This window comes from Mesorhizobium sp. B2-7-1, assembly GCF_006440735.1.
GTDB lineage: Bacteria > Pseudomonadota > Alphaproteobacteria > Rhizobiales > Rhizobiaceae > Mesorhizobium.
Map to the genome: position 1 here is coordinate 1 of NZ_VFUA01000133.1, position 16,051 is coordinate 16,051.

Sequence of the window (16,051 nt, forward strand, 5' to 3'; positions counted from 1 at the left end):
TTTTGGGGGAACGACATGCATCAAAACAAAGACTTAAAGCGCGTCGCCTGAATCCGTTTCAGCGCGACGCGCTTTAACGGTTGCAGTCGGCCGGGCGGCGTTGCCGCGCACCGGCCGCAGCTGTTGTTGGCTTAGGCCAGATCGATGTCGAGAATGGCCATCGAGAAATTATAGTCGCCGTCGTCCTCGTCCTTGAAGACGATGCCGAGGAACTCGTCGCCGACATAGACCTCGGCGGAGTCTTCCTTGCGCGGACGCGCCTTGACCTGCAGCTTGGGGTTCTGGAAGACGCGTTTGAAATAAGCGTCGAGCTTTCTGATTTCGTCCGGCTTCAAAAGTCTTCTCCGAAATGTCGGCCTTATTCGTGGGAACGCGCTTCTGACACGCCAACAATGGCCATGTAAAGGCAAGCCGGCACAATTGCATAGGACAAGTCGGCCGAAAAACCGGCGGCCCGATTCAGCGGTTCCCGACGACGCGGAAAGTCAGATGTCGAAGCTGACCACGTGGTCCATGCTCTGCGACGGCAGGAGCTGGTCCATCTGCCGCGAAGGCTGGTCGCAGCCGGTTTCTCCCACGACCCGCGCGGGCACCCCGGCGACCGTCTTGTTGTGCGGCACGGGCGACAGCACGACCGAGCCGGCCGCGATCTTGGAGCAATGGCCGACCTCGATATTGCCGAGGATCTTGGCGCCGGCGCCGATCAGCACGCCGCGGCGGATCTTCGGATGGCGGTCGCCATTGGCCTTGCCGGTGCCGCCCAGCGTCACCCCGTGCAGGATCGACACATCGTCCTCGATGACGGCCGTCTGGCCGACGACCAGCCCCGTGGCATGGTCGAGGAAGATGCCCTTGCCGATGCGGGCGGCCGGATTGATGTCGGTCTGGAACACCGAGGACGAACGGCTCTGCAGGTAGAGCGCGAAGTCCCTGCGGCCCTGGTTCCACAGCCAATGCGCCAGCCGGTGCGTCTGGATGGCGTGAAAACCCTTGAAATAGAGAACCGGCATGATGAAACGGTCGCAGGCCGGATCGCGATCGTAATAGGCCTGGATGTCGACGCGAACCGTCGTGCTCCACTCCGGATCGTCGTCCAGCATCGCCTTGAAGGTCTGGCGGATGAGATCGGAACCGATATCCTGATGCGCCAGGCGCTCGGCCAGCCGGTGGATCACCGCTTCTTCCAGGCTCTCCTGATTGAGGATGGTCGAATAGAGGAACGCCGCGAGCAGCGGATCGCGGTTCACCGCCTCCATGGCCTCGTCGCGGATCGATCGCCAGATCGGGTCGACCGGCTGCACCATGCTGGGGCGGGCAATCGTAACGCTGTTCATCGACGCTCTCCGGCCTTGCTCATTCTCCGGCGGCACATATAGGCCAGATCATATCACGGTTGAACTCAATTTTCCTTAGTGCTTTGTCAAATGGACGTGGTTCACGCAAATTCAAGCGACGATGGAAAACGAACCCTTGATCGACGACGCACTGAAATGCGAGCTTGCGGCGCTCTACCAGGCCGCGGATCGCCACTATCACAGCTTGGCGCATATCGAAGCGATGCTGGCGCTGGCAAGCGAATACCGGCGCCTTCTCGATGATCCGCAAGCCGTCGAAGCGGCGATCTGGTTCCACGACGCCATCTACGACAGCCGCGCCAAGGACAATGAGGCAAAAAGCGCCGAACTGGCCGAGAAAAGCCTCGCCGGGCGCGTCGATCCTCATCGCCTCGCCCGCATCGCGGCCCTGATCAACGCCACCGCCACCCACCAGTTGCCGCCGTTCCGCGACGCGCACGCGCTCAACGATGCGGCCCTTTTGCTCGACATGGATCTGGCGATCCTCGGCGCCGAACCTGCGGCCTTCGATGCCTATGAGAAGGCGGTCCGGCTGGAATATGGCTGGGTGGAGGAGCCGATGTGGCGCGCCGGCCGCTCGGCCGTCCTGCAGAATTTCCTTGCCCGCCAGCATATTTTCTACACGACAGAGTTCCGCGACAGGTTCGAGGCGCGGGCGAGGGAAAACCTGAACCGCTCGCTGCAAGCACTGCAAGGCCAGCCCTTATAGGCCCACACTCCCGCAAGGCTTTGCCCCTATGCCCAAATCCGGGGCCCTGCGATCACTATCGAACCTGAACCGCTCTGGGATTGGCCGCCAGCATGCAGAACAGCTTCCACCAACCCGTCGACGCCGCGCAGGTGCCGCGATTTGCCGGGCTTTCCACCTTCATGCGGCTGCCGGCCGTGGCGAGCGCGAAAGGGCTGGACATCGCCCTTGTCGGCATTCCCTGGGACGGCGGCACGACCAACCGGGCCGGCGCCCGTCACGGTCCGCGCGAAATCAGGAACCAGTCGAGCCTGATGCGCCGCGTCCACCACGTCTCGGGGACCGAGCCGTTCAGCATCGCCAATGTCGCCGATGTCGGCGATGTGTCGGTCAATCCCATCAACCTGCTCGACGGGTTGAAGCGCATCGAGGACGGCATCGCCGCGATCGTGGCGGACGGCGCCCTGCCGCTCGCCGCCGGCGGCGACCATCTGACGACGCTGCCGGTGCTGCGCGCCGTGGCCCGCAGGGCGCCAGTCGGCATGGTCCACTTCGACGCGCATTCCGACACCAACGACCGCTACTTCGGCGACAATCCCTACACGCACGGAACGCCTTTCCGCCGCGCGATCGAGGAAGGGCTTCTCGATCCGAAGCGGGTGGTCCAGATCGGGATCAGAGGCTCGATCTACGAGCCGGGCGAACACGACTGGGCGACCGCCCAAGGCATACGCATCATCTATATGGAAGAGTTCGTCAGACGCGGCGCCGCTTCCGTCATGCAGGAAGCGCGCGATCTTGTCGGCGACAGCCCGACCTATGTGACGTTCGACATCGATTGCATCGATCCGTCCATGGCCCCCGGCACCGGCACGCCGGAGCTCGGCGGCTTCACGACGCGCGAGGCGCAGGAGATGGTTCGATTGCTGGACGGATTGAATTTCGCCGGCGCCGATGTCGTCGAGGTCGCGCCTCCGTTCGATGTTGCCGGCATGACGGCGCTGGCAGGCGCGACGATGATGTTCGAGCTGCTGTGCGTCATGGCGAGGTCCCTCGCCGACAGGAGAGCGCGCGGCTAATGCATGTCGCCCAGAAGTGCGCAGCGGTTCTGGGACAACGACATGCATCAAAACAAAGGCTTAAAGCGCGTCGCCTGAATCCGTTCCAGCGCGGCGCGCTTAAGGTAAAATTCGCCTAATCCGGAAAGGTCTCGATCCTCTGGGCGTAAGTCTTAAATCCCGCACGCCCGTAAACCGTCTGGGCCGCCGCATGATCATAGGTATCGGTGTGAAGCCAAAGCCTCTGCGGCCGATGCGACCATGCCGCGCGCAAGGCCCGGTCGAGCAGGAACGGTCCCAGCCGCTTCCCTTGAAAAGCAGGGACCAATCCGAAGTGGACGAGCTCGACAGCCGCTTCGCCGACATTGTTGAACTCGCAGAAGCCGGCGGCCTCACCGTCGACGCGCAGCACATGGATATACGTCGAGGTGCTGGCGAGCAGCGTTTCGAGGTCCGACTCGGGCATGCGCAGGCGCTGGTCCCATTGCACTGGGCCGCCGACCGCGTGGTAGAGATCGAGATAGCTGGGAACATCGAGCCTTTCGCGCGCCACGACGGCGTCGGGCAAAACTGAAGCAAGCGGCATGGCCTGCGGCGGCGTCAGCATCTCCATATAGGTGACGAGAAGATCGACCATGGCGAGCCGAAGAGCGCCGAGCGCTCAGAGCGGGTTTTCGGCGTAGAACTCGAGCACGCGCTGCTTGAAGCTCTTGTCGCCGACGGCCAGCATGTGGTCGCGGCCCTCGATGTGAAACGCCCTGGCGTTCGGCATCAGGGCGGCAAGCTCGTCCGGCGAGCCGCCGATATCGTCCTTGGTGCCGACGGCGATCAGCGTCGGCTGGGCGATGCGCGCCATATCGTCCTCGCTGAGCAGTTCGCGCGATTTCGCGATGCAAGCCGCAAGCGCGCGACGATCGCTGCGCGTCTGGTCGGCGAAGGCGCGGAACGAACGGCCGCGCGGATGCGTGGTTTGTGTGGGATCCTCCGCCAGCAGGGCCGCCGCGATCGGATCCCAGTCGCCGACACCGTCGACCATGCCGATGCCGAGGCCGCCGAACACCAGCGTCGCAACCTTCTGAGGATCGGAGAGCGCCAGGAAAGCCGAGACGCGCGCGCCCATCGAATAGCCCATGACATGGGCGCGCTCGATGCCGAGACGGTCGAGCAGCGCGGCGGCGTCAGAGGCCATTTTTTCCGGCGTGTAATCGGCCTCGTCATAGCTCTTCGACGACGAGCCGTGGCCGCGATGGTCGAAGGCGATCGCCCGGTAGCCGGCGTCGTTCAGCGTCTTGAACCAGCCCGGCGATACCCAGTTGACATAGTGGCTGGAGGCAAAGCCGTGGATCATCAGCACGGGATCGCCCTGCCCCGATGCCGGCTGGCGATCGAGATAAGCGAGTTCGAAACCGTCATGCGAAAAGAAATCCATCGGCGGAGCTGCTTCTCAGTTGGAACTGGAGCCGATAGACGGATGACGCAAAAGATCGCCTTCCTTGATGCCGTCCTTGGCTGCGGTGCCTGCCTTCAGCTCAAGCACGAAGCGTACCGGCTGCCCAGACGAGATGATCGCTTCCGATTCGGGCTCGCCGCGCTTGATGGCTTTGATTCTGCCGTCCTGGCCGACGAAGATGAGGTCGAGCGCCATCGGCGTGTTCTTCATCCAGAAATCCACCTCGTCCGTTCTTTCGAAGACGAACAACATGCCGTGATCGTCGCCCATCGTCCGGCGAAACATCAGTCCCGCCTCACGTTCGGCGGAGGTGTCGGCGATCTCGATGGAGAAGGAGCGCTCGCCCGAACCGGTCGACACCACAAGCGGCGTCCGGTCGATGGGCAGCAGCATCGCATCCGCCGAACTCGGCTTCGCGGCGATGAAACAGGCGGCGAAAACGATCGCGGCGCAGAGCGCGCCCGCAGTCAGCCAATTGCGATGAGCCATGGGGTACCTCGTCCAGACGCTCGTCCTAAACCATGATCCGGACAAGTGGAACCGGTTTTCGGACAAGTTGGTCGTGCCACGGCAAAGGGACTTTCGACTGCGTCGACAGGCCCTCAGTGCGAGACCGACAAGGTACCCATATCGGGGTGGATTTCGGCGGCCATAAGGCCTTTGTCGCCGCGTCCGAAGCGGACCAGCACGACCTGCCCGGGCCGAAGCTCGGTTATGCCGTAGCGCCGCAGCGTCTCCATGTGGACGAAGATGTCTTCCGTTCCCTCGCCCCGCGTCAGGAAGCCGAAACCCTTGGTGCGGTTGAACCACTTGACCAGGGCCCGCTCGAGGCCGCTCTCCGGGTTGACGGTAACGTGGGTGCGCTGTTCCTGCTCTGCCGGGTGGACAGCCGTCGAGGCGTCCATGGAAAGAACACGGAAAGCCTGCAAGCCGCGGTCGCCCTGTTTCACCAGGCAAACGACCCGCGCGCCTTCGAGCGCCGTCTGGAAGCCGTCCCTTCGAAGACACGTCACATGGAGGAGGATATCGCCCGAGACGCCGTCGTCCGGAAGAATGAAGCCGTAGCCCTTGGCCACGTCGAACCATTTGATAGCGCCGGCGATTTCGACAAACTCGGCGGGATCGCCGCCATTGTCTCGCTGCAAGGCGTCGTCAAGGCTTCCGTCCCGCCTCGTGAAAGAGGCTTTTTCCCCCATAAGAATGCCCCCTTTTGCAACTGAACCGCAACTGATTCTTGCCAAGAGATTAACACTGCGACTTCCAGGGTGTGCAAGGGCTGACGTGCCTTTTTTCACCGTTCAGCACCGGAAAGGCTGAAATGTCGTTTGCCGGCGCTTGCGCAAGACAAAGCAGGTAGGCCCGAAATCGGCTCCGCGCCGCTATTGTCGGACGATTGCCCTTTCACCGGGTGGCCCCTATGGTGCCCCGCAACCCCAACAGTTTGAGGAAGCCGCCATGCGCTATCTGCACACAATGGTCCGCGTTGCCGATATCGACCAGTCGCTCGATTTCTACTGCAACAAGCTCGGCCTGAAGGAGGTGCGCCGCTACGAAAACGAGCAGGGCCGCTACACGCTGGTCTTCCTCGCCGCATCCGAAGATGAGCAGAGCGGCATCGACGAAAAGGCCCCGCTGGTCGAGCTGACCTACAATTGGGACTCTGAAGACTATAAGGGCGGCCGCAATTTCGGCCACCTCGCCTACGAGGTCGACGACATCTACGCCACCTGCCAGAAGCTGATGGACAATGGCGTGACCATCAATCGTCCGCCGCGCGACGGCAACATGGCCTTCATCCGCTCGCCGGACGGCATCTCGATCGAGCTGCTGCAGAAGGGTCCCGCCAAGGCGAAGGCCGAACCGTGGGCCTCGATGGCGAACACCGGCGTGTGGTAAAGCCGGCGGTCAACCGCTCTGGCGTTTCGCCAGGCCGTGCCTATCTATCGGGAATTGGCGCCAGCCTCGTTCAGGCTGGCGTTTCTTCATCCGCCAGGAGAATTTCATGCCGACCAGCCGCGCCGATGTCGCCACCGAACATGCCAGCCGCTATCTGCAGCAGCTCTGCAAGCACTGGTCGCATAAATTCCCAGTCGAGTTCGACCCGCAGCACGGCGCCATCCAGCTCTCGATCGGCCGCACCGTGATGGACGCCGACGACCAGGCGCTGCACATCGCTTTGGCCGCCGACGACGAAGCTTCGCTGGAGCGGCTGGAGAGCGTGGTCGCCGACCACATCAAGCGCTTCGCCTTCCGCGAGGAATTGAGCTTCGACTGGCAAAAGGCGGCGTGAGCCGGGGGCAATTTCGGGAAGAGTGCCTCGAACAATCAGCCGTCGGCCTTGCCGGCCATTTCCAGCAACGCCAGCACGCTGCGCCAATTGCGCGCCGTTCCCGGTACTTTCAGCGTGCGCGGGATGAGGTTGGCGAAGACCGATTTGCCGAGCCCATCCGGCGCATTGAGGTAAAGCACGTCGCCCTTGATCTCGAAGCGCTCGGGGCCGGTGCATTTGTCGGCGAGCCGCTGCGCCTCCTCGGCGGTCGGCTCGCGCTCCAGCGTGTAGGCATGCAGCTTGGTTGGTTCGCCGGCGACCTCGGGATAGGGGTTGTCCTTCACCAGCCGCTCGAACCAGCCGGCATCGCGCACCATGATGCGAGAGTTGAAGCCCCACTTCTTCTCGAAGGCCGCCTCGAGTTCCTTGGCGAGTGCCGCCGAATCCCCCCTTTTCGCCCGGAACACGACATTCCCGCTCTGCACATAGGTCGCGACGTCGGCAAAGCCGAGGCCTTCGAAGAAGGCTTTGAGCTCCGCCATTTTGACGATGCGGTTGCCGCCGACATTGATGCCGGAAAACAGCGCGACGAAGACCGTGCCTTGTCTTGCGCTCATATGATGAACCCCGCCAGCGTCTCGTTGTCGGTGATGTCCTGATATTGCACGCCCTTGGCGTCGAAGTTCGCCTTCAGCAGGTCGAAATTGCGCCGGTCCTTGGTTTCGATGCCGATCAGCACCGAACCGAAATTGCGCGCCGACTTTTTCAGATACTCGAAGCGGGCGATGTCGTCGTCGGGACCGAGCATTTCGAGGAAATCGCGCAGCGCCCCCGGCCGCTGCGGGAAGCGGATGATGAAATACTTCTTCAGCCCCTCGAAGCGCAGCGCCCTCTCCTTCACGTCCGGCAGCCGCTCGAAGTCGAAATTGCCGCCGGACACGACCGCGACGATCGTCTTGCCCCTGATCTCCTTGCGCGAAAAATCCTTGAGCGCGTCGATCGCCAGCGCGCCGGCCGGCTCCAGCACCACGCCCTCGACATTCAGCATCTCGATCATGGTGGCGCAGAGCCGGTTCTCCGGCACCAGCCGCACGGCGTCGGCGGTGAAGTCCTTGAGATGGCGCAGCGGCTCGCGGCCGATCTCGGCCACCGCGGCGCCGTCGACGAAATTGTCGACCTTGGCGAGCCTGACCCGCTTGCCGCCGGCAAGGCTCTCGGCGAGGCTCGGCGCGCCCGCCGGCTCGCAGAACACGAAGCGCGGGTCGCGATGCTGGTCGGCGAAATAGTGCGTCACACCGGCAGCGAGGCCACCGCCGCCAACCGGCAGCATGACGATGTCGGGTGTCCGCCCGCCCGGCATCTGCGCCGCGACCTCATAGGCGACCGTCGCCTGGCCCTCGATGATGTCCTTGTGGTCGAAGGGCGGCACCATATGCGCGCCGGCCGCCTCGGTGAATTCGAAGGCGGCGCGGTAGCAATCGTCGAAGAAGTCGCCGACCAGCCTGATCTCGACGAATTCGCCGCCGAACAGCCGCGTCTTGTCGATCTTCTGCTGCGGCGTCGTCACCGGCATGAACACGACGCCCTTCTTGCCGAAATGGCGGCAGACGAAGGCAAAGCCCTGGGCGTGATTGCCTGCCGAGGCGCAGACGAACAGCTCGGCATTGTTGCCGGCGGCGAGCGCCTTGCGGAAGAAATTGAAGGCGCCCCTGATCTTGTAGGAGCGCACCGGCGTCAGGTCCTCCCGCTTCAAAAGGATGCGGGCGCCTGTCTTCTTCGACAGATAGTCGTTCTCCTGCAGCGGCGTTTCCGGAAAGATTCCGCGGATCGCCTCGGCAGCCACGGCAACGCGGGCGGAAAAGCTGTTCACCACAAGTCCCTCATTTGATCGCTGCCGCATGCGCCAGGATAGCCATGGCCCACGCCGGCAACCTTCCTGCCGCCCTTTTGGCTTTCGCGCAACAGTGCGGTGGCCGTCGCCCGGCGTTGAGCCAATTTCGGCTGGACACGACTTACTTTAGCCGCACTTCGGCTGTCCGGGAGATTTCCGCGGAGGTGGATGGCCGATTATGGCCAGGTGGAATTGCCAGTGAAAGTGTCGACGTGCGGTTGAAGACAATTCTGATCATTGCCCTTGCCCTGCTAATTGCGGGCTGCGCGGGCCACCAGACGCAGGAAATCCTGGGCAGCGTTGTCGTGCCGACGACGGCGACCGAGATCGCCGGCAACCACTCGATCTTCATCGCCACGACCCGCAAGCGCTCCGACGACCCGAACAAGGTCTTCGATGGCGAGCGCTCGGCGACGCTCAACTATGCGCGCGTCAACGTCACCGTTCCCCCCATTCATCAGACCGGTCAGATCGAGCGCCGCTCGCGCGGCAAGTCGAACGACCCGACGAAATATTTCATGGCCTCCGAAGTCGTCGGCTACGACACGCAGCCGAAATTCGCCAGCGCTCTCAACGCCGACATCGACGCCCGCGGCGGCCGCGTCATGGTCTTCGTCCACGGCTACAACACCGGCTTCGACGATGCCGTCTACCGGCTGACCCAGATCGTCCACGATTCCGGCTATCCGGGCACGCCGGTGCTGTTCTCCTGGGCTTCCGGCGCCAAGACCACCGACTATGTCTATGACAAGGAAAGTGCCGCCGCCGCTCGCGACCAGTTGGAAGTGACGCTTCGGATGCTGGCGCAGACCGGCGCCCGGCGCATCGACATCGTTGCCCATTCGATGGGAACCTGGGTGACGATGGAAACGCTGCGCCAGCTCGCCATCACCGGCGACCGCGACCTCAGCGGCAAGCTCGGCGACGTGGTGCTCGCCTCGCCCGACATCGATGTCGACGTCTTCAAGAGCCAGATGCGCCGCTACGGCAAGCCGGACAAGCCTTTCATCCTGCTTCTGTCGGATGACGACCGGGCGCTCAGGCTTTCCGGCCTGATCGCCGGCTCGCGGCCGCGCGTCGGCGATTATCGGGATGCCGCCGACCTCGCCTCCTATGGCGTCACGGTGGTCGACCTCTCCAAGGTCAAGGGCGCGGACAGTTTCAACCACACCAAATTCGCCGACAATCCGATGATGGTGCAGATGATCGGACAGCGGCTGCGCGAGGACGACGGCTTTGCCAGCGATCGCGACGTGACCGATCGCATCCGACAACTCGCCGCGCAGTAACCCTATCGGTGCGGGTTTCCGCATCGCATGGACTTTGAACTGGACCCGGCAGCCCTCTGGCTTTATCGGAGTAATAGAGAGGTTTGCCGCCCTTGGGGGATCCCGGGTGACTGTGCATGCGAAGATCGTTGTCGGCCTTGCCTTAGCGCTCGCCCTCGCCGGCTGCGCCGGTCCCACGCACGATCTGCTCAACCGCAAGGCGGTCGCGGCGCCTGCCTCCGACATTGCCGCCACGCACGAGATCTTCGTCGCCACCACCCGCCAGCAGGCGACCAAGGATCCCCGCCAGGTGTTCGACGGCGACCGTTCGCTGACCACCAGCTACGCCCGCGTCGACGTCACGGTGCCTAACATCCATCAGGTCGGCGCGATCGAGCGCGCCAAAGGGTCGGCCGATAGCAACCCGGCCAAGCAGTTCACCGCCACCGACGTCGTCCACTATGGCGACGCGCAGCAATTCGCCAAGGCGGTCGGCGCCGACATTTCCATGCGCGGCGACCGCGCTTTGGTGTTCGTGCATGGCTTCAACAACGGCTTTGACGACGGCATCTATCGGCTGACCCAGATCGCGCATGACACCAAATATCCTGGAACGCCGGTGCTGTTCTCATGGGCATCGAGCGCCAAGACGACCGGCTATATCTACGACAAGGACAGCTCGACCGCCGCGCGCGACGACCTCGAGGCGATGCTCAGGATGCTTGCCAAGACGAAGGTCAAGAGCATCGACATCATCGCCCATTCGATGGGCACCTGGCTGACGATGGAGGCGCTGCGCCAGCTCGCCATCACCGGCGACCGCGATCTCGGCGGCAAGCTCGGCTACGTCATCCTTGCCTCGCCCGACATCGACGTCGATGTCTTCAAGAAGCAGATGATCCGCTACGGCAAGCCCGACAAGCCCTTCGCCATCCTGCTGTCGGGCGACGACCGGGCGCTGAAGCTGTCGAGTTTCATTTCCGGCGACAAACCGCGTGTCGGCGACTATGGCGACGCGGCCGATCTCGCCAATTATGGCGTGACGGTCGTCGACCTGACCAAGGCCAAGGGCGGCGACGGCGGCCTGAACCACGCCAAGTTCGCCGACAACCCGATCCTGGTGCAATTGCTGGGCAACCGGCTGCGCACGCCGGCCGGTCTTGCTTCGGACGAGCCCGACCCGACACAGCTCAACAATATCGGCCAAGGTCTCGGCAAGGCGGTCGGTTCGGTCGCCGAGGTCGTCATCACCACGCCGTTCAAGGTGCTGACCATCGCGACCGGCGGATAGCCGACGAGCGCCTCAGATAAACAGATCGACCTTCTGGAACGTCGTCACGTCGACCAGGCCGACGTCGGAAATCCTGAGTTCCGGAATGACCACCAGCGCCAGCAGCGAGTGCTGCATATAGGCGTTGTTGAGCGAGCAGCCGACCTTGCGCATGGCCTCGGTCAGTTGCTCGGCCTTCGCCGCGACGATCTCGGCGCGTTCGTCGGACATCAGGCCGGCGATCGGCATCTCGACCAGCGCCAGTTCCTTGCCCTTGGAGTAAAGCACCACGCCGCCGCCGACCTCGCTCAGCCGGTTGACGGCCAAGGCCATGTCCTCCTTGTTGGTGCCGACGACGATGATGTGGTGCGCGTCATGCGCCACGCTGGACGCCATCGCGCAGTCCTCCACATAGCCGAAGCCGGAGACGAAGGCGTTGGTGACGCCGCCCGTGCCGCGATGCCGCTCGACCAGGGCGATCTGGCAGATGTCGTTGCGGCGGTCCATGGCGACCAGCCCGTCCTCGACCGGCAGGTCGGCCTCCAGGGCCCGCGTCGGCGCCTGGTTCTCGATCACGCCGATCACCCGCGCCCGCACCTCGTTGGCGCCTTGCGGCGCGGAAATGTCGAAATCCTTCGCCGCAAGCTTCTTGCCGAGCTTGACCGTGTTCTTCGCGGATCGCGGATAGTCATAGGCGGGGATGTCGATCTCCAGCTTGCCGGCCTTCGCCAGCCGCACGCCGCGGCCATAGACCTCGTCTATGGTCATCCGGGCAAGGTCCGAGACGATCAGGAGATCGGCCAGTCGTCCAGGCGCGATGGAGCCAATCTCGCGCTCCAGCCTGAAATGCAGCGCGGTGTTGAGCGTCGCCATCTGGATCGCCGTCACCGGCTTCAGCCCCTGGCTGATAGCGTGCCGCACCACCCGGTCCATGTGGCCTTCATGCACCAGCGTGCCGGAATGGCAGTCATCGGTGCACAGGATGAAGTTGCGCGGGTCGATGCCGCCTTCCGTCACCGCCTTGATCTGCGCCGCGACGTCGTACCAGGCTGACCCCAGCCGCAGCATCGCCTTCATGCCCTGGCGCACGCGCGCGATCGCGTCATCGGCGCGCGTGCCCTCATGGTCGTCTTCCGCCCCGCCCGCGACATAGCCGTGGAAAGGCAGGCCGAGATCGGGCGATGCATAATGCCCGCCGACCGTCTTGCCGGCCTTGACCGTCTCGGCGATCTCGCCCGACATCACCGGATTGTTGGCGGCGACGCCGGGGAAATTCATCACCTCGCCGAGGCCGATGATGTTTTCCCAGGTCATGGCCTCGGCGACGTCGGCGACCGTCAATTCGGCGCCGGCATGTTCCAGCCCCGGCGCCGAAGGCACGCAGGACGGCATCTGCACATGCACGTTGATCGGCATCGCGACCGCCTCGTCATGCATCAGGCGCACGCCCGGCAGTCCAAGCACATTGGCGATCTCGTGCGGATCGATGAACATCGAGGTGGTGCCATGCGGGATGACCGCACGGCAGAATTCCGTCACTGTCACCATGCCGCTCTCGACATGCATGTGGGCGTCGCACAGGCCGGGCACCAGATAGCGCCCGCCGGCATCGACCACCTTGGTCCCCTGCCCGATGGCATGGCCGGCGTTCGGCCCGCAATAGGCGAAGCGGCCGGCGGCGATCGCGATATCGGTGCCGGGGATGATCTCGCCCGAATGCACATTCACCCAGCGACCGTTGCGGATGACCAGATCCGCGGGCTTTCGTCCCATCGCGACATCGACCAGATGTGTCGCAACCTCCGTCCACGGCTTTGGCTTTGCGGCGCTTGTCGGCTTGGCGTTCGTCATTGGCTTGAGTCCTCTGTATGGGCCAGTTTGGCAAATGTCGGCGCCCGGAGCCAGAGCGTCAGGTCGTAAACCACTGTTGCAGAGATGCAATTCCGTTTCGCGGCGAATGGGGCTAGTTTGCGCCAAGGAGTCTTTCGAAACCGCCATTTCGGAGCGCCCGATGCGTCGACTGACGCTCGCCAGTGCCGGCTTTCTTGCCCTGCTGTCCGCGTCTGCCGGGGCGGCGGATTTGGCTGGCGATCTGCCGATGACCGCGCCCGGTTTCGACTGGACCGGCTATTATGCCGGCATGCAGGCCGGCTATGGTTGGGGCCGATCGGAGATCACCGGCGACGATGGCGGCCCGTTTTCGTTCAAGCCCGACATCGATGGCGGTTTCGTCGGCGGCCATGTCGCGGGGCTCTGGCAGTTCGACCAGGCCGTGATCGGCGCCGAGGCCGATCTCAACTACGCCTCGATCGACGGCACCGCCGGGCCGGCAAACGCGTTCGGCACCGACATCAAGTGGTTCGGATCGATCAATGCCAAGGCCGGCTATGCCATGGATCGCGTGCTGATCTATGGCATCGGCGGCGTCGCTTTCGCCGGCATCGAGACCTCGCAGGCGGCAGGCACGGCCTTTGCCCGAACCCGCACCAGCACCGGCTGGACGCTCGGCGCCGGCGTCGACTACGCCTTGACCAGCAATGTCGTGGTCGGCGCGCAATACCGCTACTACGATTTCGGCAAGGAGCATTTCGACGCTTCGGACACCTTCACCGAGCGCGACCAGGACGTGAAGCTGCAGACGCTGGGCGTGAATTTCAGCTACAAGTTCTGAAAAGCGAGCTGAACCCACAGGCATCGGCAGTGGTTGCTTACGACGAATAAAGCGCCGATGCCCAGCGACAGAAGGCCTGCGCGTCCAGCCTCCCGCTGCCGCCCTCGGGTTGAACCAGATAATGGGCGCCGTTCATCGGCAGCCGGCAGCTGAATGGCGCGACAAGCTGACCCGATTCCAGGAACGGCCTGGCAAAGCTTTCCAGAAGGATCATTGCCCCACCGCCTGAAATCATCGCCAGAACAGCGAGCAGCGAGGAATCGTACCTGGCTGTCATCAGCCGGGCCGGCAGCGCTTGATTGAAATGCTCCGACAGGCGCTGCCATTCGCTTTCGAAACCGATAACCTGATGAACGCGTGTACCTGAGAAGTCGGGGGCGCCTTGTCCGCAACCCAGCTTCAAGGCGTCCGTTGGGTGGCACACCAGGATCGCGTGTTCGTGGACGAGCCGTTCTGCCACTCCATCCGCCCAGTCGCCATATCCCCAACGAATGTCCACATCGCTGTTGTCCATTTCAAAACGGTCGGCCCAGACAAAGGTGGAAAGCCGTAGGTCGATCTCGGGATGCAGTTCGCGAAACTCAGCCAGCCTTGGTGCTAGCACCAGCGCGGCCCAGGAGATCGAAGCACGTACGCGCACGACACGCCTTTGCAGCCGCGCGAACAGGCCCTCGGTCGCTTGCTGCAGATCGGAAAAGGATTTTCGAACCGGCAGCGCATAGGCCTGCCCGATATCGGTCAAAGCAACGCCGCGAGGCAATCGATCGAAAAGCCGAACCCCGAGTTGCTTCTCCAGCAGCCTGATCTGCTGGCTGACGGCAGCCGCCGTCAGATTCAGCTCCTCGGCTGCGGCGCTGAAGCTGTTGTGCCGCGCCGAGGCTTCAAAAGCCCTGAGCCAGGTCACGTGAGGCGCTTTCACAGGCCAACCTGCAATGAAAATTAAGCCTATACAGAAAAAGGCATTGTTTGTGTTGTCAATAGGCTCGGGCAATCGTGGCAGCCGAATAGCCGTGGCAGTCGTTGCCTACGGAAGGAAAGGTACACGATGTCAGACAGGAAGGAATGGAACCACGTCCCGGACAAATTGCCAATTGCAGTCGCGCCGATCTGGCGTTGGCCTCTCAATCTGATCGAGATCTTTCGCTGGTATGTCGGAAGCTGGCTGCCCGTCTCGATCAATCTCGGCCTCGTTGCCCTTGCTTTCGCCGCATACTACTGGGCAAGCCCCACCTTGGCAGAAGCAGCTACCCCTGGCCGGTGGATTGCGGTGATCTGGCTGCGCAATTTGATCATCACTGTGCTGCTGGCGCATGGGCTGCATCTGTTTTTTCACCGCTATCAATTGCAGGCCACCGACAAGAAATACGACCCACGTCCCTACCCACGGAAGGGCCGAGCCTTCGACTTCGACGATCAGCTTGTCGACAACATTTTCTGGACGCTGGCTTCGGGGTTGACGGTCTGGTCCGCCTATGAGGTGCTGCTCTGGTGGGCGATGGCCAATGCCTATGCGCCGACGATCACCTGGTCCTCCAATCCGGTGTGGTTCGTCGCGATATTCCTGATGATCCCGATCTGGCAGAGCTTCTATTTCTACTGGATACATCGTCTTCTGCACACGAAACTGCTCTATCCGATGCACGCGCTACACCATCGCAACGTCGACGTTGGCCCGTGGTCCGGCCTTTCCATGCACCCGGTCGAACACGTCTTGTATTTCGGTTCCGTGCTCATCCATTTCATCGCCCCCGCGCATCCGGTGCATGTGATCTGCCATCTGATGTTCTATGGACTTTACGCCATCACGACGCACACCGGCTTCGAGGGATTGTGGGTCGGAGGGCGCAAGCGCGTTGACCTCGGCACGTTCCACCACCAGATCCACCATCGCTATTTCGAAGTGAATTACGGAACGCTCGACGTGCCGTGGGACAAATGGTTCGGGACCTTCCACGATGGGACCGCCGCAGCAAAGGAACGGATGAAGAAGCGTCTGGCCGAACGGCGCAGGGTCTAGCGGTCACACTCCCGGCAACCGTGACGGATGAATAATAGGTGGCCGGCGCCCGCAGGGGGCGGGGGAATGGGTAGGGGCCTGATAGACGCCGGCCTCGGCGGATGGATCCGCCGC

The 16,051-nt window shown here is 63.1% G+C and carries 18 protein-coding genes; 8 read left to right on the forward strand and 10 right to left on the reverse strand.

Annotation, left to right across the window (positions count from 1 at the left end):
- Positions 1-131: 131 nt before the first annotated feature.
- Both FJ471_RS30795 and cysE read right to left on the reverse strand, forming a co-directional pair.
- On the reverse strand, positions 132-335 hold the full coding sequence (locus tag FJ471_RS30795; protein WP_027166457.1) for a DUF3126 family protein: 204 nt from the start codon (positions 333-335) through the stop codon (positions 132-134).
- A gap of 150 nt (positions 336-485) precedes the next feature.
- A complete protein-coding gene (gene cysE / locus FJ471_RS30800; RefSeq protein WP_140809074.1) occupies positions 486-1,334 on the reverse strand; it encodes a serine O-acetyltransferase in 849 nt (282 codons plus the stop codon).
- Between the two features lie 121 nt (positions 1,335-1,455).
- On the opposite strand from cysE, the gene FJ471_RS30805 reads away from it, so the two are divergent.
- Both FJ471_RS30805 and speB read left to right on the forward strand, forming a co-directional pair.
- On the forward strand, positions 1,456-2,064 hold the full coding sequence (locus tag FJ471_RS30805; protein WP_140809076.1) for a hypothetical protein: 609 nt from the start codon (positions 1,456-1,458) through the stop codon (positions 2,062-2,064).
- A gap of 92 nt (positions 2,065-2,156) precedes the next feature.
- Complete coding sequence (gene speB, locus FJ471_RS30810) at positions 2,157-3,122, forward strand: agmatinase (RefSeq protein WP_140809078.1); 966 nt, start codon at positions 2,157-2,159, stop codon at positions 3,120-3,122.
- A gap of 115 nt (positions 3,123-3,237) precedes the next feature.
- Here the strand turns inward: speB and FJ471_RS30815 are convergent, their stop codons facing one another.
- The 4 genes from FJ471_RS30815 to FJ471_RS30830 form a co-directional block, all read right to left on the reverse strand.
- Positions 3,238-3,738, reverse strand: coding sequence for a GNAT family N-acetyltransferase (locus tag FJ471_RS30815; RefSeq protein ID WP_140809080.1), 501 nt, complete (start codon positions 3,736-3,738; stop codon positions 3,238-3,240).
- A gap of 24 nt (positions 3,739-3,762) precedes the next feature.
- Positions 3,763-4,530: an alpha/beta hydrolase gene (locus tag FJ471_RS30820; RefSeq protein WP_140809082.1), complete on the reverse strand. Its 768-nt coding sequence runs from the start codon at positions 4,528-4,530 to the stop codon at positions 3,763-3,765.
- A gap of 15 nt (positions 4,531-4,545) precedes the next feature.
- Complete coding sequence (locus FJ471_RS30825; protein WP_140809084.1) at positions 4,546-5,040, reverse strand: DUF192 domain-containing protein; 495 nt, start codon at positions 5,038-5,040, stop codon at positions 4,546-4,548.
- A gap of 113 nt (positions 5,041-5,153) precedes the next feature.
- On the reverse strand, positions 5,154-5,747 hold the full coding sequence (locus FJ471_RS30830) for a cold-shock protein (protein WP_140809086.1): 594 nt from the start codon (positions 5,745-5,747) through the stop codon (positions 5,154-5,156).
- 259 nt (positions 5,748-6,006) lie between these two features.
- Here FJ471_RS30830 and gloA point away from each other — a divergent pair, with 259 nt between their 5' ends.
- Positions 6,007-6,447 carry a lactoylglutathione lyase gene (gene gloA / locus FJ471_RS30835; RefSeq protein ID WP_140809088.1) on the forward strand — a complete coding sequence of 147 codons (441 nt, stop codon included), beginning with the start codon at positions 6,007-6,009 and terminating at the stop codon, positions 6,445-6,447.
- A gap of 106 nt (positions 6,448-6,553) precedes the next feature.
- Complete coding sequence (locus FJ471_RS30840) at positions 6,554-6,841, forward strand: DUF2218 domain-containing protein (RefSeq protein WP_140809090.1); 288 nt, start codon at positions 6,554-6,556, stop codon at positions 6,839-6,841.
- A 35-nt stretch (positions 6,842-6,876) separates the two neighbouring features.
- Here FJ471_RS30840 and FJ471_RS30845 read toward each other — a convergent pair whose 3' ends face one another.
- On the reverse strand, positions 6,877-7,437 hold the full coding sequence (locus tag FJ471_RS30845; RefSeq protein WP_140809092.1) for a DUF1697 domain-containing protein: 561 nt from the start codon (positions 7,435-7,437) through the stop codon (positions 6,877-6,879).
- A complete protein-coding gene (gene ilvA / locus FJ471_RS30850) occupies positions 7,434-8,690 on the reverse strand; it encodes a threonine ammonia-lyase IlvA (protein WP_140809094.1) in 1,257 nt (418 codons plus the stop codon). The genes FJ471_RS30845 and ilvA overlap by 4 nt, the downstream gene beginning before the upstream one ends.
- 233 nt (positions 8,691-8,923) lie before the next feature.
- Between ilvA and FJ471_RS30855 the strand changes: the two genes are divergently transcribed.
- Both FJ471_RS30855 and FJ471_RS30860 read left to right on the forward strand, forming a co-directional pair.
- Positions 8,924-10,000 (forward strand): alpha/beta hydrolase, encoded by a 1,077-nt coding sequence (locus FJ471_RS30855; RefSeq protein ID WP_140809096.1) that lies wholly within the window; start codon positions 8,924-8,926, stop codon positions 9,998-10,000.
- Between the two features lie 106 nt (positions 10,001-10,106).
- Positions 10,107-11,270, forward strand: coding sequence for an alpha/beta hydrolase (locus tag FJ471_RS30860; protein ID WP_140809098.1), 1,164 nt, complete (start codon positions 10,107-10,109; stop codon positions 11,268-11,270).
- A 12-nt stretch (positions 11,271-11,282) separates the two neighbouring features.
- Here FJ471_RS30860 and ade read toward each other — a convergent pair whose 3' ends face one another.
- Complete coding sequence (ade, locus tag FJ471_RS30865; RefSeq protein ID WP_140809101.1) at positions 11,283-13,100, reverse strand: adenine deaminase; 1,818 nt, start codon at positions 13,098-13,100, stop codon at positions 11,283-11,285.
- Positions 13,101-13,260: 160 nt separating this feature from the next.
- On the opposite strand from ade, the gene FJ471_RS30870 reads away from it, so the two are divergent.
- Complete coding sequence (locus FJ471_RS30870; RefSeq protein WP_140809105.1) at positions 13,261-13,920, forward strand: outer membrane protein; 660 nt, start codon at positions 13,261-13,263, stop codon at positions 13,918-13,920.
- 37 nt (positions 13,921-13,957) lie between these two features.
- On the opposite strand, the gene FJ471_RS30875 is transcribed toward FJ471_RS30870, so the two are convergent.
- A complete protein-coding gene (locus tag FJ471_RS30875) occupies positions 13,958-14,824 on the reverse strand; it encodes a LysR family transcriptional regulator (RefSeq protein WP_210242065.1) in 867 nt (288 codons plus the stop codon).
- A gap of 141 nt (positions 14,825-14,965) precedes the next feature.
- Between FJ471_RS30875 and FJ471_RS30880 the strand changes: the two genes are divergently transcribed.
- The gene (locus tag FJ471_RS30880) at positions 14,966-15,937 is read left to right on the forward strand and encodes a sterol desaturase family protein (protein ID WP_140809107.1); all 972 of its coding nucleotides are present in this window, start codon (positions 14,966-14,968) and stop codon (positions 15,935-15,937) included.
- The last annotated feature ends 114 nt before the right edge of the window (positions 15,938-16,051 follow it).